This is a genomic window from Rahnella sp. PAMC25559, from assembly GCF_050632365.1.
In the GTDB taxonomy this organism is placed as follows: domain Bacteria; phylum Pseudomonadota; class Gammaproteobacteria; order Enterobacterales; family Enterobacteriaceae; genus Rahnella; species Rahnella rivi.
Genome location: NZ_CP192543.1, coordinates 1,658,760 through 1,679,502 on the forward strand (window position 1 = coordinate 1,658,760; position 20,743 = coordinate 1,679,502).

Annotated in this window: 20 protein-coding genes; 6 read left to right on the plus strand and 14 right to left on the minus strand. The window is 54.1% G+C overall.

The window, feature by feature from the left end; genetic code table 11:
• The 8 genes from yddG to ACQZQY_RS08915 all read right to left on the minus strand — a co-directional run bounded on the left by yddG (position 1) and on the right by ACQZQY_RS08915 (position 8,153).
• A complete protein-coding gene (yddG, locus tag ACQZQY_RS08880) occupies positions 1–879 on the minus strand; it encodes an aromatic amino acid DMT transporter YddG (protein WP_431296956.1) in 879 nt (292 codons plus the stop codon).
• Between the two features lie 103 nt (positions 880–982).
• Complete coding sequence (locus ACQZQY_RS08885) at positions 983–1,852, minus strand: hypothetical protein (RefSeq protein ID WP_238485105.1); 870 nt, start codon at positions 1,850–1,852, stop codon at positions 983–985.
• Between the two features lie 343 nt (positions 1,853–2,195).
• On the minus strand, positions 2,196–2,885 hold the full coding sequence (locus ACQZQY_RS08890; RefSeq protein WP_431296957.1) for an SDR family NAD(P)-dependent oxidoreductase: 690 nt from the start codon (positions 2,883–2,885) through the stop codon (positions 2,196–2,198).
• A gap of 3 nt (positions 2,886–2,888) precedes the next feature.
• Positions 2,889–3,359, minus strand: a complete 471-nt coding sequence (locus ACQZQY_RS08895) for a YhcH/YjgK/YiaL family protein (RefSeq protein ID WP_431296958.1) — start codon at positions 3,357–3,359, stop codon at positions 2,889–2,891.
• 47 nt (positions 3,360–3,406) lie between these two features.
• Entirely contained in the window at positions 3,407–4,585 is a 1,179-nt protein-coding gene (locus ACQZQY_RS08900; protein ID WP_056777074.1) for a sialidase family protein, read from the minus strand.
• Positions 4,586–4,587: 2 nt separating this feature from the next.
• Positions 4,588–6,003 (minus strand): sodium:solute symporter family protein, encoded by a 1,416-nt coding sequence (locus ACQZQY_RS08905; protein ID WP_122094139.1) that lies wholly within the window; start codon positions 6,001–6,003, stop codon positions 4,588–4,590.
• An 82-nt stretch (positions 6,004–6,085) separates the two neighbouring features.
• On the minus strand, positions 6,086–6,973 hold the full coding sequence (locus ACQZQY_RS08910; RefSeq protein WP_431296959.1) for a dihydrodipicolinate synthase family protein: 888 nt from the start codon (positions 6,971–6,973) through the stop codon (positions 6,086–6,088).
• Positions 6,974–7,016: 43 nt separating this feature from the next.
• Positions 7,017–8,153, minus strand: coding sequence for an iron-containing alcohol dehydrogenase (locus ACQZQY_RS08915; RefSeq protein ID WP_390974288.1), 1,137 nt, complete (start codon positions 8,151–8,153; stop codon positions 7,017–7,019).
• Between the two features lie 195 nt (positions 8,154–8,348).
• Between ACQZQY_RS08915 and dtnK the strand changes: the two genes are divergently transcribed.
• From dtnK to ACQZQY_RS08930, 3 genes are all read left to right on the plus strand, one after another.
• Positions 8,349–9,695, plus strand: a complete 1,347-nt coding sequence (gene dtnK, locus ACQZQY_RS08920) for a D-threonate kinase (protein WP_431296960.1) — start codon at positions 8,349–8,351, stop codon at positions 9,693–9,695.
• Positions 9,688–10,668, plus strand: a complete 981-nt coding sequence (locus ACQZQY_RS08925; protein WP_056777094.1) for a D-threonate 4-phosphate dehydrogenase — start codon at positions 9,688–9,690, stop codon at positions 10,666–10,668. The genes dtnK and ACQZQY_RS08925 overlap by 8 nt, the downstream gene beginning before the upstream one ends.
• Before the next feature lie 66 nt (positions 10,669–10,734).
• On the plus strand, positions 10,735–11,463 hold the full coding sequence (locus ACQZQY_RS08930; RefSeq protein ID WP_082465736.1) for a DeoR/GlpR family DNA-binding transcription regulator: 729 nt from the start codon (positions 10,735–10,737) through the stop codon (positions 11,461–11,463).
• 73 nt (positions 11,464–11,536) lie between these two features.
• Here ACQZQY_RS08930 and speD read toward each other — a convergent pair whose 3' ends face one another.
• From speD to ACQZQY_RS08945, 3 genes are all read right to left on the minus strand, one after another.
• Positions 11,537–12,331 carry an adenosylmethionine decarboxylase gene (speD, locus tag ACQZQY_RS08935; RefSeq protein WP_056777103.1) on the minus strand — a complete coding sequence of 265 codons (795 nt, stop codon included), beginning with the start codon at positions 12,329–12,331 and terminating at the stop codon, positions 11,537–11,539.
• A gap of 28 nt (positions 12,332–12,359) precedes the next feature.
• Positions 12,360–13,235, minus strand: coding sequence for a polyamine aminopropyltransferase (gene speE, locus ACQZQY_RS08940; RefSeq protein WP_122094129.1), 876 nt, complete (start codon positions 13,233–13,235; stop codon positions 12,360–12,362).
• A gap of 191 nt (positions 13,236–13,426) precedes the next feature.
• Entirely contained in the window at positions 13,427–13,774 is a 348-nt protein-coding gene (locus ACQZQY_RS08945; protein ID WP_056777109.1) for a YacC family pilotin-like protein, read from the minus strand.
• A 214-nt stretch (positions 13,775–13,988) separates the two neighbouring features.
• Between ACQZQY_RS08945 and cueO the strand changes: the two genes are divergently transcribed.
• A complete protein-coding gene (cueO, locus tag ACQZQY_RS08950) occupies positions 13,989–15,593 on the plus strand; it encodes a multicopper oxidase CueO (protein WP_431296961.1) in 1,605 nt (534 codons plus the stop codon).
• A gap of 129 nt (positions 15,594–15,722) precedes the next feature.
• The gene (hpt, locus tag ACQZQY_RS08955; protein WP_056777114.1) at positions 15,723–16,259 is read left to right on the plus strand and encodes a hypoxanthine phosphoribosyltransferase; all 537 of its coding nucleotides are present in this window, start codon (positions 15,723–15,725) and stop codon (positions 16,257–16,259) included.
• 244 nt (positions 16,260–16,503) lie between these two features.
• On the opposite strand, the gene ACQZQY_RS08960 is transcribed toward hpt, so the two are convergent.
• The 3 genes from ACQZQY_RS08960 to ACQZQY_RS08970 all read right to left on the minus strand — a co-directional run bounded on the left by ACQZQY_RS08960 (position 16,504) and on the right by ACQZQY_RS08970 (position 20,022).
• Positions 16,504–16,647: a hypothetical protein gene (locus tag ACQZQY_RS08960; RefSeq protein WP_162997792.1), complete on the minus strand. Its 144-nt coding sequence runs from the start codon at positions 16,645–16,647 to the stop codon at positions 16,504–16,506.
• 394 nt (positions 16,648–17,041) lie between these two features.
• Entirely contained in the window at positions 17,042–18,967 is a 1,926-nt protein-coding gene (locus tag ACQZQY_RS08965; protein WP_431296962.1) for an autotransporter outer membrane beta-barrel domain-containing protein, read from the minus strand.
• 728 nt (positions 18,968–19,695) lie between these two features.
• Complete coding sequence (locus ACQZQY_RS08970; protein ID WP_431296963.1) at positions 19,696–20,022, minus strand: hypothetical protein; 327 nt, start codon at positions 20,020–20,022, stop codon at positions 19,696–19,698.
• A gap of 212 nt (positions 20,023–20,234) precedes the next feature.
• Between ACQZQY_RS08970 and ACQZQY_RS08975 the strand changes: the two genes are divergently transcribed.
• A complete protein-coding gene (locus ACQZQY_RS08975; protein ID WP_431296964.1) occupies positions 20,235–20,726 on the plus strand; it encodes an Hcp family type VI secretion system effector in 492 nt (163 codons plus the stop codon).
• Positions 20,727–20,743: the final 17 nt, after the last annotated feature.

Here is a 20,743-nt window from a genome sequence, read left to right on the forward strand (position 1 = left end):
TTATTTCCCCCGCGAGGCGGTCCAGCACAGCAGCGAACCGCCGACCACCATCAGCACGCCCGGCCAGAAACTCGCGCCCGGCAGTGTATGCAGCCACAATCCGGCAATCAGAATTGAAGACAGCGGCGTGAAGTACGAAAGTGCCGCCACCAGCGTCGCATTGCCTTTTTTCATCGCGATATCCCAGCATTGATAAGAAATGGCGGTCACCGCGCCCATCGCCAGCAGTTCGAGAATGGCCGGTAACGTCAGGCTGATGCGATTCGATGAATAGGTGAAATACAGCACCCAAAGCACGGCACCGGTGGCGAGTAAAAACAACGGCAGCACGCCTTTGCCTTTGCACAACACCCGCACCAGATTGGAATACAGCGCCCAGGAAACGGCGGCACCTAGCGCCAGACTGTAGGCTACCGGATTGCCGCCCACGTTACGCATCAGCTGATGAACGTCCAGCCCGTGACCGCCGCTGATTGCCCACAGTACACCGGCAAACGCCAGAATAACGCCCGGCCAGATCCACCAGCGCACGCGAAGTTTCAGCAGTGGCACGGCAAATAACAGTGTCAGGCTCGGCCACAAATAGTTGATCAGTCCCAGTTCCAGCGTTTGCTGACGGCTATGCGCCAGACCAATCGCCAGCGAAAATGCCACCATATAAAAGATAAATAACAGACCGCAGATGATCAGATAAGCCGCGGATTCCCCGCGCAGCGACGGCTTTGTGCCCACCATCCAGACCATGATCCCGCTGACCGTATAAATAGACGCGGCAGCACCAAAAGGGCCGAGGGATTCAGACAGGCTGCGGGTGAGCGCCACGCTCATGCTCCACAATAAAATGGCAAGAACGCCGAACAGCGTTGCGAAACGATCCATATGAAAGGTAAGCCTCTGGAAAAGGAGGCTTTTAAGATAAGCGATTGTTCCGGTTATTTACACCGGAACAATCCGCTTGAGGGGCGCTGATTGACTGACATCATCAGAAGTAGAAACCGACTTCCAGACCCAGAGTCGACGTCGTGGTCGCAGGCTGATAATAGCCAACGTTGCGTCCGTTCAGATCACCCTGTTTCTCGTCTGACTTGCCATACTTCTGGTGCACATAACTGGCTTTGACGAACACATCTTTGTTGATGTTCCAGGTCAGGCTGGTGAACGGCGAGAGCTTAGATTTCGGCTCCAGCCAGACATCGCCCTGATTACTGTGCGTCCAGGTTTTGATCGGGTACAGCGCACCGCCTTCCAGGCTCAGACGTGAATCGGCGGTCATCTGCCAGTTCGCGCCTACAGAGGCCTTAGCGTACGGCTGCAACGACACTTCCAGCGCCGTGTAATCCCGCGTGCGGTTTTCCGAAGCGATGTAGACATCGTCGGAGCGGATATTACGCAACCACACCTGGCCGCCGAGCGCCCCTTTCATATCGAAAGAAACGCTGTCTGATGCGCGGTAACGGTAACCGCGCGTCAGGTCGGCGCTGTAGCCGGTGTAATAGGTTTTCCCTTTCAGCGTACCGTTTGGCACGTTGGCCTGATCGTCAAGGGTGCTGCCTTTATAATTGACGATCCCGAACATCACGCTCATGTCCCAGGCTTTTAATAAGCCGCTTGGGGCGTCGAGATAATTATTAGATCCGAAATTTACGCGCAGGCGCGGGCCATGTTCAGCAACATATTTACCGTCCATATTATCGACGGATTCGTCCCACTTATAATATTCAGCACCATAACTCACATAGTGCCGCATCCCTTCAGTATTGCTGCCTAACAAACTTTCCCCGGCCCGGGAAACCCCGGAAACCAATAAAGAACTCGCGACCAGCAGGCTGGATACGGTCTTTAATTTACTCATTGTCATTTTTTATTTCTGCTTGCAGGTGGATGGAGCTGGTTGCTTAGTAAGCAATACGGCGATGCTAAAGGTCGGAGGGGCAGAGATAAAGAGATTTATCTGTTTTTCAGAAAATAGCGATCTTTTGATCGGTGTTAACTCAAATTAATGGATGTATATAAATATAATTTGATTTATGGGCTGTGTATTATTTTAATAATTTGGCTTACCGGACAGATCGTTTAACGATCAATTTGACTTAAAATAGATTTTAATAGGCGTTTTTATATTAATTTGTCTTAAGGAGTGTAGCCGGTTTTTATACCGGCGTGGTTATTTTACTTAAGTAATGCTAATCGAGTTTTTAAAGGGAAGCGCCGCCGCAAATAATTAATTGCTGGCCGGTAATCGCTGCGGCGGAGGGCGAAAGTAAGTAAATGACTAAATCGGCCACTTCCTGCGGCTGAATATAGCGACCTATCGGCGGCAATCTGGGCGGCGAGCTCTGGCGCTGCGGATTGTCCAGCATCGGGGTTTGCGTCGCGCCGGGGGCCACCACGTTGACGGTGATACCACGCGGTGCCAGCTCCGCCGCCCAGCTGCGCGCCATACCGATCATGGCGGATTTGGTCGCCACATACTGACTGCGTCCGGCGACGCCCGATGACGTCCTGCTGCCGAGCAACACGATGCGCCCGCCGTCCGGCATCTTTTCCACCAGGCGGTCGGCCAGCACTTCTGCCACGCCGATGTGCAGTTTCCATAACGCCTCGCTGGCCTGCGGATCCAGCTGCCCGAGCGGTGCCGCTTTCATCATGCCTGCGGCGTGGATCACGGCATCCACCTGAGGCAGTGTTTCCAGCATTGCTGTCAGTTTTGCCGTGTCGGTGATGTCGAGCGGCACTGCGCAAAAGTGAGGGTGTTGAAAGCCCACTTCGCGGCGCGCCAGACCGGTCACCTTCCAGCCCTGCGCCAGCAATGTCAGGCACACCGTTTCACCAATGCCCGAGCTGCAACCTGTCACCAGCGCGTGTTTAAGCGGTGTATTGCTCATGGCTTACTCCTTTAACGCTGATGCCGGGACTTTGAACACCGCTTTACGCACCACCGCAGGATGTGTGGTGCAACACAATGCGCGATGCGGCTCGCCCGGCGCGAACGTCACAAAGTCACCGCTGCGCAGCAAAATCTCATTGTGCAGCGCGGGATTGTCGAGAATAAACAAGTCGGGTTTGCGCTCCGTGGCGGGCTGTCCGATGGCGCTCCGGGTATCGAAGCCGATGATCTCTTCGCCCTCCAGCACCACCTGAATATCCAGCCAGTCGTGATGAAATTCAGTATGCCGGTCCGCAGCAGGCGAGGTGTTGGCATTGCCGATGTGGCAAAACCAGGCTGCGCCCTCCGGCTGAAACCGTCCATCTTCCCGCGCGCAAAGCGCTTCCAGCGAACACTCCGGCAGCGTAAGAATGCTGAGCAGCGCATCGGGCAAGGTGGCCAGTGCCAGCGCACGTAAATGACCTGCAATCATGATCTTCTCCTTATAAAAAAGCCCGCGCAGGGCGGGCCGGACCGGCATCAGCCTTTTACCCAGGACTCTTCGACGCAGACGTATTTGATCGCCTGCCGGTAGTAGGTAAACGCGATATGCAGTTCGCCGTTCAGCCCCTGTTTGATGCTGGGATAGGAGAACTCGCGGTTGAGTTTTTGCTGCGAATTATTGGTCATGCAGTAACCGTCGCCGGTTTCCAGATTGCGCAGGTAAGGCCATGAACGGCCACCGTCTTCGGAAATGGCCAGCGTCATCGGCGCGCGCGGTGCGCCCCAGAAGGCGGTGCGTGCACCGGTTTCGGCAGTCGCTTCCACGCGCACATCGTCGTCTTCATCTTCGATTTCGTCATACAGCGAGGCCCGGCGTTCGCTGGCATCGGCGGCACTCAGATGATTGAACACCAGCGCCAGATGCCCGTTGGCGAGCGTTGTCACCTGAATCGACGAGTTGTTGTTAGGCAACGCGGTCGGCTGCGGCGCGCTCCAGCTGTTACCGCCATCCACGGAACGGCTCTGGTAGATGAAATCCGCCCAGCGGCTGCGGTACAACGCCAGCAGGCTGCCGTCGTGCAGCGGCGTGATATTCATGTGCACGCAGCCGGTGCTTTCCGGTACCGCCACGTCACGCCAGGTTTTCCCCTTATCGCTGGAAATTTTAACGGCGCTGTCGTCATTGTTGCCGACCCATTTTTCACCCGGCTGTGTGCGGCAGTAAAACACCGGCAGCAGCCAGTCGCCATTGGCCAGCACAGTCACCGGCTGGCGGATAAAGGTGCCGGGTTCCCCGAGCAGTGTGCCGATGTCTCCCCAGCTTTTGCCCAGATCCTGAGACTGGCGAAAACGCACAATCGCGGTGTCCTGATTGCCGGATTTCTGCGCGGTGTACATCAGCCACAGCACATTATCCGGGTCGAGGAACAGCACCGGATTTTGCTCCGAACGGCTGGCATCTTCTGAGAGTTTCACCGGCTGGCTCCAGACCTGCGCGCCTTTTTCCAGCCGCGACAGATAAATGGAAATATCGGCAATGCCTTCCTGGGTGCCGGCAAACCAGGTGCAAAGCAGGCTGCCGTCGGGTAAAGGCAGCAGATTGGCGGCGTGATTTTGCGGACAATCCGACGGCAGCATGGCGTCACGGCGCGCGGCGTCATGTTCAGCGGTGTGCACTTTACCGCTGCGTTCGACGGTTAGCGTTTCAGTGGTCATCTTTAAGCTCCAGACTTTTGAATAAGGTGTGCATTTTTACTCTTTACTGCGCGCTGGGGGATCAGTCGGTCAATCACCATAATGATGGCCGGCGTCACCAGCGCAATATACATGTTGTTGATACCAAACGGATCGCCGAGCAGATACCAGACGGAAGTCACCACGCAGGCACCGATCAGGCCAGCGTTGGCACCGCGCGCACTTTTAAAGAACGGCAGGTAGAACGCCATCACCGCCACCACGGAAATCGACAAGCGGATGGCGCGGGTGAAGAACGACAGTTTCAGCACTTCCGGCACCAGCAGCACGAAAATCAGCGGCAGGAAACCAATCAGCAGCGACAGCCAGCGGGTCATTTTGAATTCGCGTTCAGGCGTCGGGTTGCGGTACGGCACATAGAAATCTTTCACAATCAGCGAGGCAATCGCCAGCGCAACGGTACTGACGCTGACGAAAATCGACGCCACCAGCGAGGTGGTCACCAGACCGGCGATCCACGGATTCATGTCCTGAATGAAGATCGGCAGGGCGTACAGGCTGTCGATATCGGGATGCAGGAATTTCGCGGCTACGCCGATCATGCCAATGGCCAGCGCAATCGGCACACAGAAGAAGAAGGCGACCCAGGTGGCGCGTTTGGCGGATTCCGCGCTTTTGGTAGAGGAAATTGCCTGGATCACGAACTGCGTACAGAAGATAGAACCGATGGTGCCGATCAGCCACGCGAAGATGGTGCTGGCGCCTATGCTGCCGTCCCAGGTCCAGTAGAAATCAGGCATCTCTTTTACCATGGGCATCACGCCGCCGGTCATGTGCAGGGCGATGCCTAAAATCACCAGCACGCCGATGTACTTGATGGCGCTGTGCAGCATCGTGACCCACGCCATACCTTTCAGGCCGCCGAACGCAAAGTAGAAGGTACTGACGACGGCGGTGATAAACGCCGCGACCGGCAGATTGACTTTCAGCACGGTGGAAATGGCCGCCGCGCCGCTGACGTAGTTTCCGACGTTCACCAGCAGCAGGGCGTAAATCATGATGATCGAAATAATGTTCTTGGTGGTGTTGCCGTACTTCTCGGCAATCGCCCCGGAAATGGTGATTTTCCCGGTGTTATAAATGCGTTTTACCAGCAGTAAGCCGAAGATCGGGAAGCCGATGGCCGCGCCCAGAATTGACCATGAGGCGGCAAAACCGCCTTCGAACGCCGCCTGAGCGGTACCGATAGTGGATTTTGCACCGATGTATTCCGACATCAGCAGCACACCGACGATGAAGGCGGGCATCGCACGCGAGCCTTCCATAAAGTCGCCGCTGTTTTTACTGCGTAACCGGTAGGTCAGCCAGGTGGTAAACAGGATGTAGACCAGAACAATGCTGATAATTATTAACGTATCTGATGAGCTAAATTCTTTCATTTTTTCCTCACACAGCGCGTAGGGGACCCTGCCTGCGCACTTTCATGCGCAGGTGTCGGCGGTTTCAGAAGGTAAGGCGCGTTTAATCGCGCAAAGCAAAGGTCTTGATAACGGTCAGGATCTTATGTGTATCGTCCTGCGTGAATTCGACCGGATACCGGCTTTCACCCACGTTAAAACCGAGCAGATTCACGGCTTTTTTAACCACAGCCGGTGAAAATGCGATGCTGTAAAGATCGGTTCGGATCTGATTGATCTCCGCCTGCACGGCCTCGGCGGCGGCGGCATTATTCTCCTGGAGGTGGCGGTAAACGGCATTCACCTGTGCGGGGATAATATTGGCGATACCGGAGATACACCCGGCGCTGCCTTCGGTGAAACCTTTATAAATCAGCGAATCCGGCCCGGTCAGGACATCGAAATCTGCAAACTGACGGCTGACCTCATGGAAGCCATGCAGGCTTTCCCACGAACCGGCGCTGTCCTTAATGCCTTTGATGTTGGGATGATCGGCCAGCACGCGCACCACGTCCGGCGTCAGGGTATTTCCGGTGCGGGCGGGAATGTTGTAGAGATAGACCGGTACGGTCAGCGCATCGGCCACCGCGCGAAAATGCGTAATCAGTTCCTGCGGGCGCAACGCTGCAAACCACGGCGTAATCACCGAGACGGCGCGCACGCCGAGTTTTTCAATCTGTTTGCCAAGCCTGATGGTGTCGCGGGTCGAGATCTCGCCGATATGCGACATCACGCCCGTGTCATTCCCTGCGGCCTCAAGACAGACCTCGGTCACCTGAATTTTTTCCTGCCCGCTGAGCATAAAAAATTCGCCGTTGGTGCCGTTGCAGAAAATATTATTCCCCGCCTGTTTCTGGCGTTTTACCTGCTGGCGCAATGCGTCGCTATCGAGTTTTCCGTCTTCGGAAAAAGGCGTCACAATCGCGGTATACACTCCGGTAATGTTATTCATCTTATTCTCTTCACGTCGTTGTCATCGGATACGAAATAAGGGCTTACCTGATACTGCGGTAAATTTCTTCTATTTGATTTTTCTCTACCGGCATGGGTACATTTTTAATTAAACGTTGTACCTCTGTTGCCCCCTGCGACAAATAAGGAATGTCATCAGGTGTGATATTCAGCTGACGTAATGTGACCGGTAAATCCAGGCGATGCACCAGCGCGTCAAAATATTCCACCAGCGCATAGGATTTTTCTTCTTCACTTAATGTCAGGTCAGCCTCCGGAATTAAGTCGTAAGTCCGGGCGAATTTACTGACCGCTGAAGGCCGGACAAATGCCATGCACGGCGCGAGCAGAATGGCATTCGCCACGCCGTGAGGGATGTGATATTTCCCGCCGAGCGGATAGGACATGGCATGCACCAGATGGGTACCGGCATGGGCAATGGACGCGCCGCCGTAATAAGACGCCCACAGCATGTTCAGCCGCGCTTCCAGATTGCCCGGCTCAGCGACGGCGGTTTCAATGTTGGCGAACAGCTTCTTCATGCCGACCAGCGCAAAGTTGTCACTGACCGGGTTGGCGATCACTGACGTGAAGCATTCGAACAGGTGGCACAGCGCGTCGATTCCGGTGGAAGCCGCAATGCGTGCGGGCATGCTGGTGGTCAGTTCCGGCACCAGCGCCACGTAATCGGGCAGCATCACTGGCGTAATAATGCCGACTTTGGTTTCTTTTTCCGGGATGGCGAGAATCGCATTGGGCGTGGCTTCTGACCCGGTGCCTGCGGTGGTCGGGATCAGCAAAGACGTGGTGCGACGCTGTGGTTTCTCACCTGCCAGCAGGCTTTCCAGCGTGACGTTTTCATCGCCCGCACACAGCAGCGACAGCAGTTTGGCGACATCCAGCACGCTGCCGCCGCCCACGCCAATCACCAGATCTGCCGAAGGCTGATTTAACGCATTCAGAATGGCAGAGACGTCATGCTGGCTCGGCTCCGGCGGCACGTTATCAATCACGCTCACCTGACAGCCAGCCTTATCCAGCTGAGTTATCAGGGATTGCACCGGCGGCAGGCCAATAATGTTGTTGTCGCTGACCAGTAATACCTGATGCTTTCCGGCCAGCAGGTAGCCGATGTCCTGCAATGACTGATAACCGCTAATGACTGTACTGTTGATATTCATGTCTGATCCCTGCCGTCTGAGTCTTCAATAAAGAGTGAGTTCAATCATCAAAGGTCGATACTCCTCACATCGTCAGGAGAATTTATAGGCGAAATTGAAGTTGAATAATTTGAAGTTGCTCACATATAATCAATCATGATTGAATATAATCATAACCAGCAAGATTAATCCGACCCTCTTCTTCACGGAGCCACGATGGCTGAAACAGCAACATCCGCAGACCGGCCGACGCCGCCACAACTTCTGGTGATCGCTGATGACTTTACCGGCGCGAATGACACCGGCGTGGCGTTGATCCGGCAGGGGCTGGCGGCCAGCGTGCAGTTTGACGAACACCGCGGCGTGCAGGGCAGCCGCGAAGGGCATGCGGTGATTTACAGCACCGACAGCCGTGCGCTGAGCGCGGCAGAAGCGGCAGGCAAAGTCACACGTGCCCTCCGGGCCGGGGCTGCCGCTTTCTCCGGTGAGTATCAGGTGTTTAAGAAAATTGATTCCACGCTGCGCGGCAACATTGGTGCTGAAACAGAAGCGGCGCTGATCGCAATGAATTGCCCACTGGCGATTGTCGCGCCGGCGGTGCCTGAACTCGGGCGGGTGGTCACCGGCGGGCAGTGCTACGTCAAAGGCCATCTGCTGACCGAAACCGAATTCGCTACCGACCCGAAAACGCCGCTCAATACTGCCAGCGTGGCGGCGCGGCTGGCGGAACAAACCTCGCTGCGTGTGCACCATGTCGGGCTTGACGCGCTCAGAGGCGGCGATGTGCAGACAGAGATTTTTGCACTGGTGGCATCGGGCGTACGCATTCTGGTGGCCGACAGCGAAACATCTGAGGATCTGGCGCGTATCGTGCAGGCCGCGCAACGCCTGCCGTTCCGCCCGCTGATGGTCGGCGCGTCGGGTCTTATTCATGCGCTGACAGACGCCAGCCAGCGCGGGAGCGGCGACGCGCCGCTCAGCTCCGCCGTCGAAAAATTGCCGCTGCTGGCGGTGGTCGGTTCAATGAGTGACATCGCCGCACAGCAGATCGCTTTTCTGAGGCAGCACCGGGCGGTGACGCTGGTGGATATCGATGTGTTGGATCTGTTTTCGCCGGGCTCACCGGCACGGCTGCTGACGCTCGCCGCGCAGATCAGCGGGGCGCTCGGGCAGGGCAAACACTGCGTGATCCGCACGTCGCAGGGCGCAGCGCAGCGGCATCAGATTGCGCAATTCTGCAAGCTTCAGCACATCAGCCGTGCGCAGATGGGCGAGCGCATCGCCGCTTTCCTCGGGCAACTGATTGATGAAGTTTTACGACAATCGGGAAAACTGCCGGGCGGGCTGTATTTGTCCGGCGGGGATATTGCGCTGGCCGTCGCCCGCGCGCTCGGTGCAACAGGGTTTGAGATTAAAGGACAGATTGCAGGCTGCGTTCCCTGGGGATATCTGCTCGAAAGCCAGTTCCAGCGGCTGCCGGTGATGACCAAAGCGGGCGGATTCGGCACTGAAAACACGCTACTTGACGTTTTACGCTTTATTGAGGAGAAGGTGAGTGACTAAAATTATCGCAGTAACCATGGGTGACCCTGCCGGTATCGGCCCCGAAATTATCATTAAAGCGTTGGCGGAAGGTGAGCTTTCCGGCACCCAGGCGGTGGTGGTCGGCTGTGCGGCAACACTGCGGCGGATCCTTGCGCTGGGCGTCACGCCAGCGGCGGAGCTGCGCATTATTGATAACGTCTCGCAGGCGCATTTCGCGCCGGGCGTGATCAACGTGCTTGATGAACCTCTGGCCAATCCTGATGCGCTTATCCCCGGAAAAGTGCAGAAAGAGGCGGGCGATCTGGCCTATCGCTGCGTAAAACGCGCGACCGAACTGGCGATGGCCGGAGAGGTTCACGCCATCGCCACCGCGCCGCTGAATAAAGAAGCGCTGCATTCTGCCGGGCATATTTATCCGGGGCACACCGAACTGCTGGCAAAACTCACCCACAGCCGCGACTACGCGATGGTGCTTTACACCGATAAACTCAAGGTGATCCACGTCAGCACGCACATTGCGCTGCGCAAATTCCTCGACACGCTCAGCCACGAGCGGGTCGAAACGGTGATCCAGATGGCAGACACTTTCCTGCGCCGCGTCGGATATGACAATCCGCGTATCGCCGTCGCCGGGGTGAATCCGCATGCCGGTGAAAACGGGCTGTTTGGCGATGAAGAAATTAAGATTGTCGGGCCGTCGGTTGAGAAGATGAAAGCCAAAGGGATTAACGTCACCGGCCCGTGCCCGCCGGACACCGTGTTCCTGCAAACCTACGAAGGGATGTACGATATGGTGGTGGCGATGTATCACGATCAGGGCCATATTCCGCTGAAACTGATGGGATTCTATGACGGCGTTAACATCACCGCCGGTCTGCCGTTCATCCGCACGTCGGCTGACCACGGCACCGCGTTTGATATTGCGTGGACAGGAAAAGCCAAGTCTGAGAGCATGGCGATCTCTATTCAGTTGGCCGTACAACTGGCGTAATACTACGTCAGCGGCGCAGGATAAAAAGGAATCACGTTGACCGGACAAAGCCGCCTCGATCAGATTATGGATTATCTGAAAAGCCATAATCTGGTCACCGTAGAACAACTGGTCGCCGCCATTGCGGCTTCCCCGGCGACCATTCGCCGCGACCTGATAAAACTCGATGAGCAGGGCGTGATCAGCCGCAGTCATGGCGGGGTGACGCTCAACCGGTTTATCCCCAGCCAGCCGACCACCAATGAAAAGCTTCAGCGCAGTTTGCAAGAAAAGCAGGCGATTGCAGAAATGGCCGCCGCGATGGTGAAACCGGGTGACGCGGTGGTGCTGGACGCCGGCACCACCATGCTCGAACTGGCGCGTAACCTGACGCATTTGCCGCTGAGGGTGATCACCGCCGATCTGCGTATCGCGCTGTTTTTATCCGAGTTTAAACAAATAGAAGTGACCATTATTGGCGGGCGTATCGACGACAGCAGTCAGTCTTGCGTTGGCGAACATGGCCGTCGTTTGCTGCGCAGCGTCTATCCGGACATTGCGTTTATCAGCTGCAACTCGTGGAGTCTGGATAAAGGCATTACCACGCCGACGGAAGAAAAGGCCGGGCTGAAACAGGATCTGGCCGCGAATGCGCGGCGGCGGGTCTTGCTGGCTGACAGCAGCAAATACGGCGCGTACTCGCTGTTTTGCGTCACGCCGCTTTCAGAAATGACCGACATCATCAGCGATAAAGGACTGCCCCCGGAGATCCGCCAGTCATTAGGCGATCAGCCGTTTCACCTGACGCTGGCCTGAAACCGGCAGGTTTAAGTAAAAATAAAAAAGGCCGGGCATCCGCAGATGTCCGGCCTTTCTCATTTATGCGCGGTTACGCCGGCGAAAAGTTACGGCCGTAATAGATTTCCTGCATCTCTTTGTATAACAAATCGGTGATCTCTTTGCGCTCCTGCGCGCTCAGCTCTTCCGGTTTGGCATTAAACAGATAATGCTTGAGATCGAATTCCTTCAGCAACATCTTGGTATGGAAGATGTTTTCCTGATACACGTTGACGTCCATCATATCGTACAGCGCTTTCATATCCTGCGACATAAAGTTCTGAATCGAGTTGATGGAATGGTCGATGTAGTGTTTCACGCCGTTCACGTCACGGGTAAAACCGCGAACGCGATAATCGATGGTGACGATGTCAGATTCGAGCTGGTGGATCAGATAGTTCAGCGCTTTCAGCGGTGAAATCACGCCACAGGTCGACACTTCGATATCAGCGCGGAACGTACACAGACCGCCTTCAGGATGGCTTTCCGGATAGGTATGCACACAGATGTGGCTTTTATCCAGATGCGCGACCACGGAATTCGGCAGCGGGCCGGGATGTTCGGTGGTATCAACATCGCTTGGATCTATCGGCTCTTCGCTTACTAAGATCGTAACGCTCGCACCCTGTGGTTCGTAATCCTGTCGCGCGACGTTGAGGATATTGGCACCGATAATCGAGCAGGTTTCGGTGAGAATCTCCGTCAGGCGGTTGGCGTTATATTCTTTGTCAATGTAGGCAATGTAGCCATCACGATCGTCTGCGGTTTTGGCGTAGCAGATATCGTAGATACAAAAACTCAGGCTTTTGGTCAGGTTGTTGAAGCCATGCAGTTTCAGCTTTTGCAATTTAGTTCACCCCCTTATGGATGCAGTATCAGCGCGCGGCTGACAGGGCATTCAGTAAATATTGCGGCAGGGCAAAGCTGCCGTGATGGATCGCCGGATTGTAATAACGACAGGTGAGGCCAGCGGCGTCAAAACGCGCCTGCAAGGTCTGGTTATCAATCTGGCGATATTCCGGGCTGTTGGTCGCCCAGGCAAAGGTCATGATGCCGCCGTAATAGGTCGGGATCGCAGCCTGGTAGAAACTGACATCACTGAAATAGTGGCTCAGTTTGGTGTGGCTGTTGACCGCTTCATCCTGCTGGAGGAAGCAGACGCCATTTTGTGCCACGAAAATGCCACCCGGTTTGAGACAACGGGCACAGCCTTCGTAGAACGCCGACGTAAACAGGCTTTCTCCGGGACCGATCGGATCGGTGCAATCGGAGATGATCACATCAAAGGTGTCGGTGGTCTGATTCACGAAGTTTACGCCGTCGTCGATCACCAGATTGAAACGGGGATCGTCATACGCCCCGGCGCTGTGGTTGGGCAGATACTGGCGGCAAAACTCCACCACGCCGGCATCAATCTCAACCATAGTGATCGCCTCAACGCCCTGGTGGCGGCACACTTCACGCAGCATTCCGCCGTCGCCACCGCCGATGATCAACACTTTTTTGGCATGACCGTGCGACAGTAAAGGCACATGGGTCAGCATTTCGTGATAGATAAACTCATCGCGCTCAGTGGTTTGCACCACGCCGTCGAGCGCCATCACGCGACCGAGCGCGGCATTTTCGAAAATCACCAGATCCTGATGATCGGTTTTCTCACGGTATATCTCTTTATCGACGCTGAAATACTGACCAAAATGGGCGTGCAGCGTCTCATACCATATTTCTTTGGATGACGGGTTCCTGGACATCTGATACTTCTCCTGAGCCTTCGCAGCCATAAAAATGGGCGCACATGATAGCTAACTCTGACTTTGCATGCACGGTTGCATTTCAGGCAATGATTGTGAATCCAGTGTAGTTCAGCCAGGAAAAGCGGGGAGGAAAGGGAGGAGAAAGTACAGGCTCCGGCATCATTATGACGGAGCACCCTAACAGGTCATCAGTTGGTGTAAGCCAGCAGGCTCAGCGAATCACGCGCCAGAGATTTACATTTGGTCGGTTTTGGCACCGCAATACCGCTCAGATCGCGGTAGCTGTCTTCACCCATCGCCTGCATATTGAAGCTGTTGTAATTGCTCAGATCCCAGCGGTTTTGCTGGGCAAAAAACACGATTGCCCGTTTGATCTGAGTATTCGGCAATTGTTCATAGCCGCAGTTATTTTTAAGAAACACGAAAACGGCGGTCAGATCCGCCAGATCTTCGGCTTCTGATTCACTTAACGCCTGGCTGGCGGAGGAGAAGCCGAGCAGTGACAGCAACAGCAAACACAGTGTTGTTCTTTTCATGGGCGTGTTCTTGTTCTTTTAAAGGGAAAGAAAATGAGAAAGACTCGGCTCAAACAGCAATAAAATGACGTTACCATATTAGCACAAAGGGTCACGAAGTTTCTTTAGCCCGGCCCGCCGCTTGACCTTCCCCCTGGGGCAGGGTTTAGGGTAACAGGCTATAATGCCGCCCGATGCGTTTGCGCCTGGCAAATTCCAATCATAAGGACTGAACATGAACCGTCGCGATTTCGTAAAGTGGACGACGCTGATGGGCGCAGCCAGCGCGTTTCCCGGCTGGAGCCGTTATGCGCTGGCCGAGAGCCGCCCGCCATTGCCGATCCCCGCGTTACTGGAGCCGGATGTTCGTGGCAGCATTTCGCTGACCCTGCAACGGGGTCAGAGTCAGTTCTTGCCGGGCATCAGCACTGACACCTGGGGCGTGAACGGCAATCTGCTCGGCCCGGCGCTGCGCATTCGCCGGGGGACGCCGGTCAGCGTCACCGTCAATAACCGACTGGACGTCGCCAGCACCGTTCACTGGCACGGGCTGGACATTGCCGGTGACGTTGATGGCGGCCCGCAGGCACTTATCCAGCCAGGGCAAAATCGCAAAGTGACTTTACAGCTCGATCAGCCCGCTGCAACCTGCTGGTTCCACCCGCATCCGCACCAGACCAGCGGGTATCAGGTGGCAATGGGGCTGGCCGGTCTGGTGCTGATTGAAGATGAAGCCAGCGATCTGTTGCAGATCCCGAAACGCTGGGGCGTGGATGACATCCCGGTCATATTGCAGGACAAACGCCTGAATGACGCCGGGAAAATCGATTATGAGATGGATGTGATGACCGCCGCCGTGGGCTGGTTCGGGCAACACATGCTGACCAACGGCGCGGTGTATCCGCAGCACGGCATTTCCCGCGGCTGGGTGCGTTTTCGTTTACTCAACGGCTGTAATGCACGCTCGCTGAACATCGCCACCAGTGATGGCCGCCCGATGTATGTCATCGCCAGCGACGGCGGTTTTCTGCCGGAACCGGTGAAAGTCAACGATTTACCGCTGCTGATGGGCGAGCGTTTTGAAGTGCTGATTGATTGCAGCGACAGCAAAGCCTTTGATCTGGTCACGCTGCCGGTCAGACAGATGGGCATGACGCTGGCGCCGTTCGACAAGCCGCTGCCTGTGCTGCGCATTCAGCCGACGCTGACCCAAAGCGGCAGCACACTGCCGGACACACTGGTGCCGCTGCCGGCGCTGGTTTCCGTCGATAATCTGCCGACCCGCTGGCTGCAACTGATGATGGATCCGCAACTGGATCAGCAAAGTATGGCCGCGCTGATGGCGAAGTATGGACACAACGCAATGGCCGGCATGAGCATGGATCACGGCGATGGTGAGATGGCCGCCATGCCAGGCATGTCTGATAGCGGTCACGATGCCCACGGCGGGATGGCGGGCATGGACATGAGCAAAGCTTCCGGCAAATACGATTTCATGCAGGGCAATAAAATCAATGGCAAAGCCTACGACATGAATGTGCCTGCATTCGATGTGAAGCAGGGCCAGTACGAGAAATGGACCCTCTCGGGCGAAGGCGACATGATGCTGCATCCGTTCCATATCCACGGCACCCAGTTCCGTATTCTTTCTGAAAACGGTCAGCCGGTGGCGCCGCATCGTCAGGGCTGGAAAGATATCGTGCGCGTTGAAGGTGCACGCAGCGAAGTGCTGGTGCGCTTTAATCATCTGGCGGATAAGCAACATGCATACATGGCGCACTGCCATCTGCTGGAACACGAAGACACCGGCATGATGCTCGGATTTACCGTTTCTGCATAAAATCCTACCCGTACCCGCCCGGCGCGTGACCCGTCGCCGGGTTCTTTGATATAATCCTTTCCGCTTCAAGGTCGCCGTTTTGCTGAAAAACGGCGATAAATATCCTCAAATCAGGTGGTTAGTCTTTATATGAAACATCGCGTAGACGTCATGATTTCCGAGCAGGAAGTCAAAACCCGAATTGCCGAGTTGGGCCGTGAAATCACCGAACACTACCGCGACAGCGGCAGCGAAATGGTGCTGGTTGGGCTGCTGCGCGGTTCCTTCATGTTTATGGCTGACCTGTGCCGCACTGTCGATGTGCCGCACGAAGTCGACTTCATGACCGCTTCCAGCTACGGCAACGGCATGTCCACCACCCGCGACGTGAAGATCCTTAAAGATCTCGACGAAGACATTCGCGGTAAAGACGTTCTGATCGTCGAAGACATCATCGATTCCGGTAACACGCTGAGCAAAGTGCGCGAACTCCTGCAACTGCGCGGCCCGAAATCCCTCGCCATCTGTACGCTGCTGGATAAACCAGAACGCCGCGAAGTGGACGTGAAAGTGGAATACGTGGGTTTCGCCATCCCCGACGAATTTGTTGTCGGCTACGGCATCGACTACGCCCAGCGCTACCGCCATCTGCCGTATGTGGGCAAAGTTGTGATGCTTGACGAGTAGTGTCTGGCTATCCGTTTTAGCCATTTCGGCGCGGGCAGTAATTCATTCGAATAAAAACGGCCTTCAGTGTGAAGGCCGTTTTTTTATCCAGAACAGGTGACAAACACCCAGGGTTTGAACGGTCCTTTCTGAATGGATTCAAGGGGATTGGCTGAATCGTGCTTTCATTTCAATCCGGTTTTGATTATTTACGTGCTGCATGACTGGCTTCATCAATGACCGGGGCGCCGGGTTCTAAAACAAGTCAGACATTCTCAAGCTCTAATTTTTCGGCCAGCCGGTGCAGGGCGCAGACGGACATCACTTCCTCTGCTGCCTGTGAAAATGCCGACCAGTTGGCGGCTATAAACCCCGCAACTACCTCTGCTTCCTCTTTATTCAATTCCATCAACTTTCCTTAACACCTTAAAATCTCAGCGCATTATATTATTAACGAATGATATTAATTTGTTTTGTGTCATTTAAACGGAGATTTCTGTTGTAAAGAACGTTATGGATAGTCATACACAATCCTTACATTGAGTGCCCACATCCTGTTCACGCCTGAGCATCGTTGAAGGTCTTAGGCGGCTTGCACAAGATATAACTCATTGATTTATCTTGATAGCTTTGTAAGTGCAGGAAATTTTGGATGTTGCAGGGCGCGCCGCCTAAAAAACCGACGTAGCACAGGAAACTCTTTGTTTTACCAGCGGCTCCCATCATCGTCCTTTGGGGGAAGTCAAAAAAAAGCCACCTGCGGTTGCGGGTGGCTTTGGTCAGTCCGTGAATTCAGATTGTTATCAGAAAGCGTAACGCACCTTAACGGCAATGCTTTGGCTGAAGAAGCTGGAGCGTTGCTCTGAATCGTATTGAACGGTGCCGTCCAGTTGGTCAGTGAACTTTGCGGTCACGCCTACGCCCGCCATCCCAATCCACGGGCTCTGCTCCATGCTCTGGTAGGTGATCGGGGTATCAGGGCTGCCGGTAAAGGAGATCCGGTTGGCGCTACGGTCATTGATGGTGTCATACCCCACACCCGCCGTCGCATGCACATTCACAAAGTCAGACACCTGGAAACCCAGCTTGGCTTTGGTGGAAACAATCATCGCTTCAAGCGTCTGCCCATCCACATCCAGACCCAGATCGCTGGCATTTTTCTCGGTGTAGCCTTTGTCCTTGATACTGTAGTAGTCGCCACGCACTATCGGCGTCAGGGTCAAATCGTCCGTCAGTTTGAAGATGCTCTGTAAACCGAGGCCCGCCTGCAGATTACGGCTGTCATAGCTGGAACGCGCCACGCCGCCAAAAGCCAGGTCAGAGGACGACGGGTTAATGATGTTCAGGTAACGATTACCGTCAACGCTGTCGCGCCCGTAGCCCGCTTTCCAGGTCAGGGATGTGGCGGGAGTGAAGTCAACGCTGCCATAAAGCAAGGTATTCCAGCTTTCAATCTGCGCATCATGGCGGAAATCGTCTGAAGTATCCTTCACATCGGTGCGGCTGGTGCCCACTGCCACACCCACGCGAGCCTGTTGTAATACCGGCACATCGGCGCCAATGGCGATACCGCGAGTATCAGATTTATAACCATCCAGCCCGTCACGTTGTTCCTGGTTATCCCATCGACCTACCGGCCTGATCCATAAATACTTCTCGGGATTAAACTCTTCGTATTGACCAGACTCCCGCACCGAATCCTGGCGAGAGTCCACAATATTGCCAAAGGCACGCGCATTATTTAACTCGGCATAAGGCAGCATACCGTTCATCAACGGCCCTAACTGCACGACGTTACGGTAAACCTGTTGTGCGTTCGAGGAGGAAGTGATGGCGCAGACCGTCGCCCCTAACGCGCCAGAGCAATAGCTGGACTCGTTACCGTTGCCGCCGGTGTCCGGGTTTGCGCCGGGAAGAGTACCCGGGCTGGTGCCTTCACCAGCGGAAGTTGTTTTGGCTATAATCTGGTCGATGGCGCCACCGATACGGGAGGCCGTCGGTGAAGCGGTTTGCGTGGTGACCGCCGTTTGTACGCTGGTAAGTCCTGTATCGACGATGCGTAATGAGTAACTTGTGGGTGTCATCTCTTGTACAAACTGGAAGCGCAGAGAGTCATCAATCACCGATGTCGGGGTACCGACAAGGCTTGAGGAGGTGACCACATCACTCAACAAATCGCCATTGCTAAAGTCCTGGCTACCATTGGTCACCACAATGGTATTACCCGCCAGCGATGCTGTTCCGGCAACCTGCAATTGCCCATAATTAGTGGCATTCTCAGCCTGCAATGCCAAGAAGGCATTTGAAGACTGGCTATAGTTGGCCACGCGTGAAGGGGAATTATTATTGAGCAAATCAAACAGGCCACTGTTGCTCATATTCGTTGCCGGAGCATCTACTCTGCCAATAATAATGCCTTCGTTATTAATACCGTTAGTAACGGTGCTGGTCTCACTGACACGAATCGCATCCCCTTCGATTGAACCAATAACACCGCGGTTAAGGAGTAAATTGGTTCCGCTGGTATCGTCAAGGGTAATCCCTCCGCGCCCGGCAGCAATAATCCCATCATTGATAATGCGTGAGACTTGCGCGTTATCCTGCAAAGAAATACCGCTATCAGCCGCTTCAATTATCCCTGCGTTATCAATGGTACCGGTTGAATCACGGCTAAAGTTAATACCATCGTCAGTCTCAGAGTAGATCACACCTGATGAACTGTTTACCACCGCGACATCTTCAGCCGTCGTTGTGGCCGTATCAACGAAGATACCGGAACTGCTTGGACCGCTTGCTGTGATGCTTCCGCTGTTGTTGATTGCGATGTTCCGACTCTCTCCTGTGACCCAGATACCATGGGATTGAGCACCGGTAGTGGTAATAACGCCATTGTTATTTAAGGTGTTATTGCCGATGTTTGCATCTAAGAGGATCCCTGAACTGACGTTCCCCGTTGTGCTTAACTGTCCATTGTTGGTAATGGTGCTATCAAAAACACCCGACAAATGGACGGCGTTGGAATTACTGCCCGAAGTGCCTATGGAGGCGTCGTTGATTAAAGTGAACGCACTGAGGGTCTCTAAAGCCACACCATCACTGGTGATGGCGTCTGTAGTAATGTTGCCCTGGTTTTGAAGGCGGCTGGATGAGGTATTGAAATAAAAGGCAGGCGTATCCTGTTCAGTAAGAGTAATTTGCGTACGGGGAATAATCGTCGCAGTGATACCACTTGCATCAGTAAAGGATTGCTGGGTATTTATTATTCCATCACAGGTTATGCTTACGTCATTCCCCACCGCGGGAGTACAGGCTGCCAGAGCATTCACAGGATTAAATAACCCATAGCTGCCAGCGATCCCACTAAAGAGAAAAAGCTTCATTTTAGTTTTCAACTATTTATCCTTCCCCAGAAAAATCAATCATTAAATATAACGAGCAAAAAGGCTTTATAACCGCCCTATAAGTAATGCTCACCAGATAATATAGTAGGCGAGTAAACGGTAATCGCCAGCCAAAAGCCCTGTTGATTATTTCTCGGATGGGATAACGATATTCCTGAGAGGTCGTCGTTGATTTTACCGACGCAGACCATGCACCCGCCCCGGTTCAGGCCAGCATCGACGTTGAAGATAACGGCAAGTAAGTCCTTTTTTGCGGTTACCGCCATTTCCGCAATCCAAATGGCAACTCTCTCGAGTTCATCATGATGGCAATCTGTAGATGTGGCTAATTTGGCAATTAACGCGATCCTCTCTAACAATGCAGCTGTTTGTAATCCTTCCATCCCCACCCCATTTAACTGTGTGTTTATACAATGTGGTGGATTTTTTTAGATATGATTTCCATATATTTCTCAATGTTATGCATGGCAATTATCTGCCACCTAAATGCTTCGCCGGCAAAATAGACAATCTTTGCCTTGCGGTAGAAGTCCATATTGTTCAAGTGGCTTTTGAGGTGTATGTTTTTCCCACAAAACATAAGGAGTTGTTAATAATGGCTATACCAGCATATTTATGGTTGAAGGATGACGGCGGAGCAGATATCAAAGGTTCTGTTGATGTAAATGGTCGAGAAGGCTCAATTGAGATTCAAGGTTTCGGCCACTCTGTACATCTTCCAACTGACGGAGCTACAGGCAAGATCACCGGCACACGCATACATGCGGCATTAGGTTTTGAGAAAGAATTCGACAGCTCCAGCCCTTATCTCTACAAAGCAACAGCCACCGGCCAGACTCTCCACTCTGCCGAATTTAAATGGTACAAGATCAACGATGCAGGCCAGGAAGTTGAATACTTCAACATGCTGCTTGAAGGCGTAAAAGTTGTATCAATCTGTCCGACAATGCACCACATCAAAAATCCTGCCTTCGAGAAGCATAATCACAACGAAAGTGTTGAGTTTCGATACGAAAAAATCACATGGAAATATTGTGACGGCAACGTAATTTTTACCGACGCCTGGAATGAAAGGGTGACAGCTTAAATGGCTCTTAATTGTAG

Bases quoted from the DNA above. Each gene is read 5' to 3' on its own strand.
- ACQZQY_RS08895 (WP_431296958.1), bottom strand. From the start codon at position 3,359: ATGATTGCAGGTCATTTACGTGCGCTGGCACTGGCCACCTTGCCCGAT.
- speE (WP_122094129.1), bottom strand. From the start codon at position 13,235: ATGTCCAGGAACCCGTCATCCAAAGAAATATGGTATGAGACGCTGCAC.
- ACQZQY_RS08910 (WP_431296959.1), bottom strand. From the start codon at position 6,973: ATGAATAACATTACCGGAGTGTATACCGCGATTGTGACGCCTTTTTCC.
- ACQZQY_RS08975 (WP_431296964.1), top strand. From the start codon at position 20,235: ATGGCTATACCAGCATATTTATGGTTGAAGGATGACGGCGGAGCAGAT.
- ACQZQY_RS08930 (WP_082465736.1), top strand. From the start codon at position 10,735: ATGGATTATCTGAAAAGCCATAATCTGGTCACCGTAGAACAACTGGTC.
- cueO (WP_431296961.1), top strand. From the start codon at position 13,989: ATGAACCGTCGCGATTTCGTAAAGTGGACGACGCTGATGGGCGCAGCC.
- dtnK (WP_431296960.1), top strand. From the start codon at position 8,349: ATGGCTGAAACAGCAACATCCGCAGACCGGCCGACGCCGCCACAACTT.
- ACQZQY_RS08960 (WP_162997792.1), bottom strand. From the start codon at position 16,647: ATGGAATTGAATAAAGAGGAAGCAGAGGTAGTTGCGGGGTTTATAGCC.
- ACQZQY_RS08905 (WP_122094139.1), bottom strand. From the start codon at position 6,003: ATGAAAGAATTTAGCTCATCAGATACGTTAATAATTATCAGCATTGTT.
- ACQZQY_RS08900 (WP_056777074.1), bottom strand. From the start codon at position 4,585: ATGACCACTGAAACGCTAACCGTCGAACGCAGCGGTAAAGTGCACACC.
- ACQZQY_RS08970 (WP_431296963.1), bottom strand. From the start codon at position 20,022: ATGGAAGGATTACAAACAGCTGCATTGTTAGAGAGGATCGCGTTAATT.
- ACQZQY_RS08945 (WP_056777109.1), bottom strand. From the start codon at position 13,774: ATGAAAAGAACAACACTGTGTTTGCTGTTGCTGTCACTGCTCGGCTTC.
- ACQZQY_RS08890 (WP_431296957.1), bottom strand. From the start codon at position 2,885: ATGAGCAATACACCGCTTAAACACGCGCTGGTGACAGGTTGCAGCTCG.
- ACQZQY_RS08915 (WP_390974288.1), bottom strand. From the start codon at position 8,153: ATGAATATCAACAGTACAGTCATTAGCGGTTATCAGTCATTGCAGGAC.
- hpt (WP_056777114.1), top strand. From the start codon at position 15,723: ATGAAACATCGCGTAGACGTCATGATTTCCGAGCAGGAAGTCAAAACC.
- ACQZQY_RS08885 (WP_238485105.1), bottom strand. From the start codon at position 1,852: ATGAGTAAATTAAAGACCGTATCCAGCCTGCTGGTCGCGAGTTCTTTA.
- yddG (WP_431296956.1), bottom strand. From the start codon at position 879: ATGGATCGTTTCGCAACGCTGTTCGGCGTTCTTGCCATTTTATTGTGG.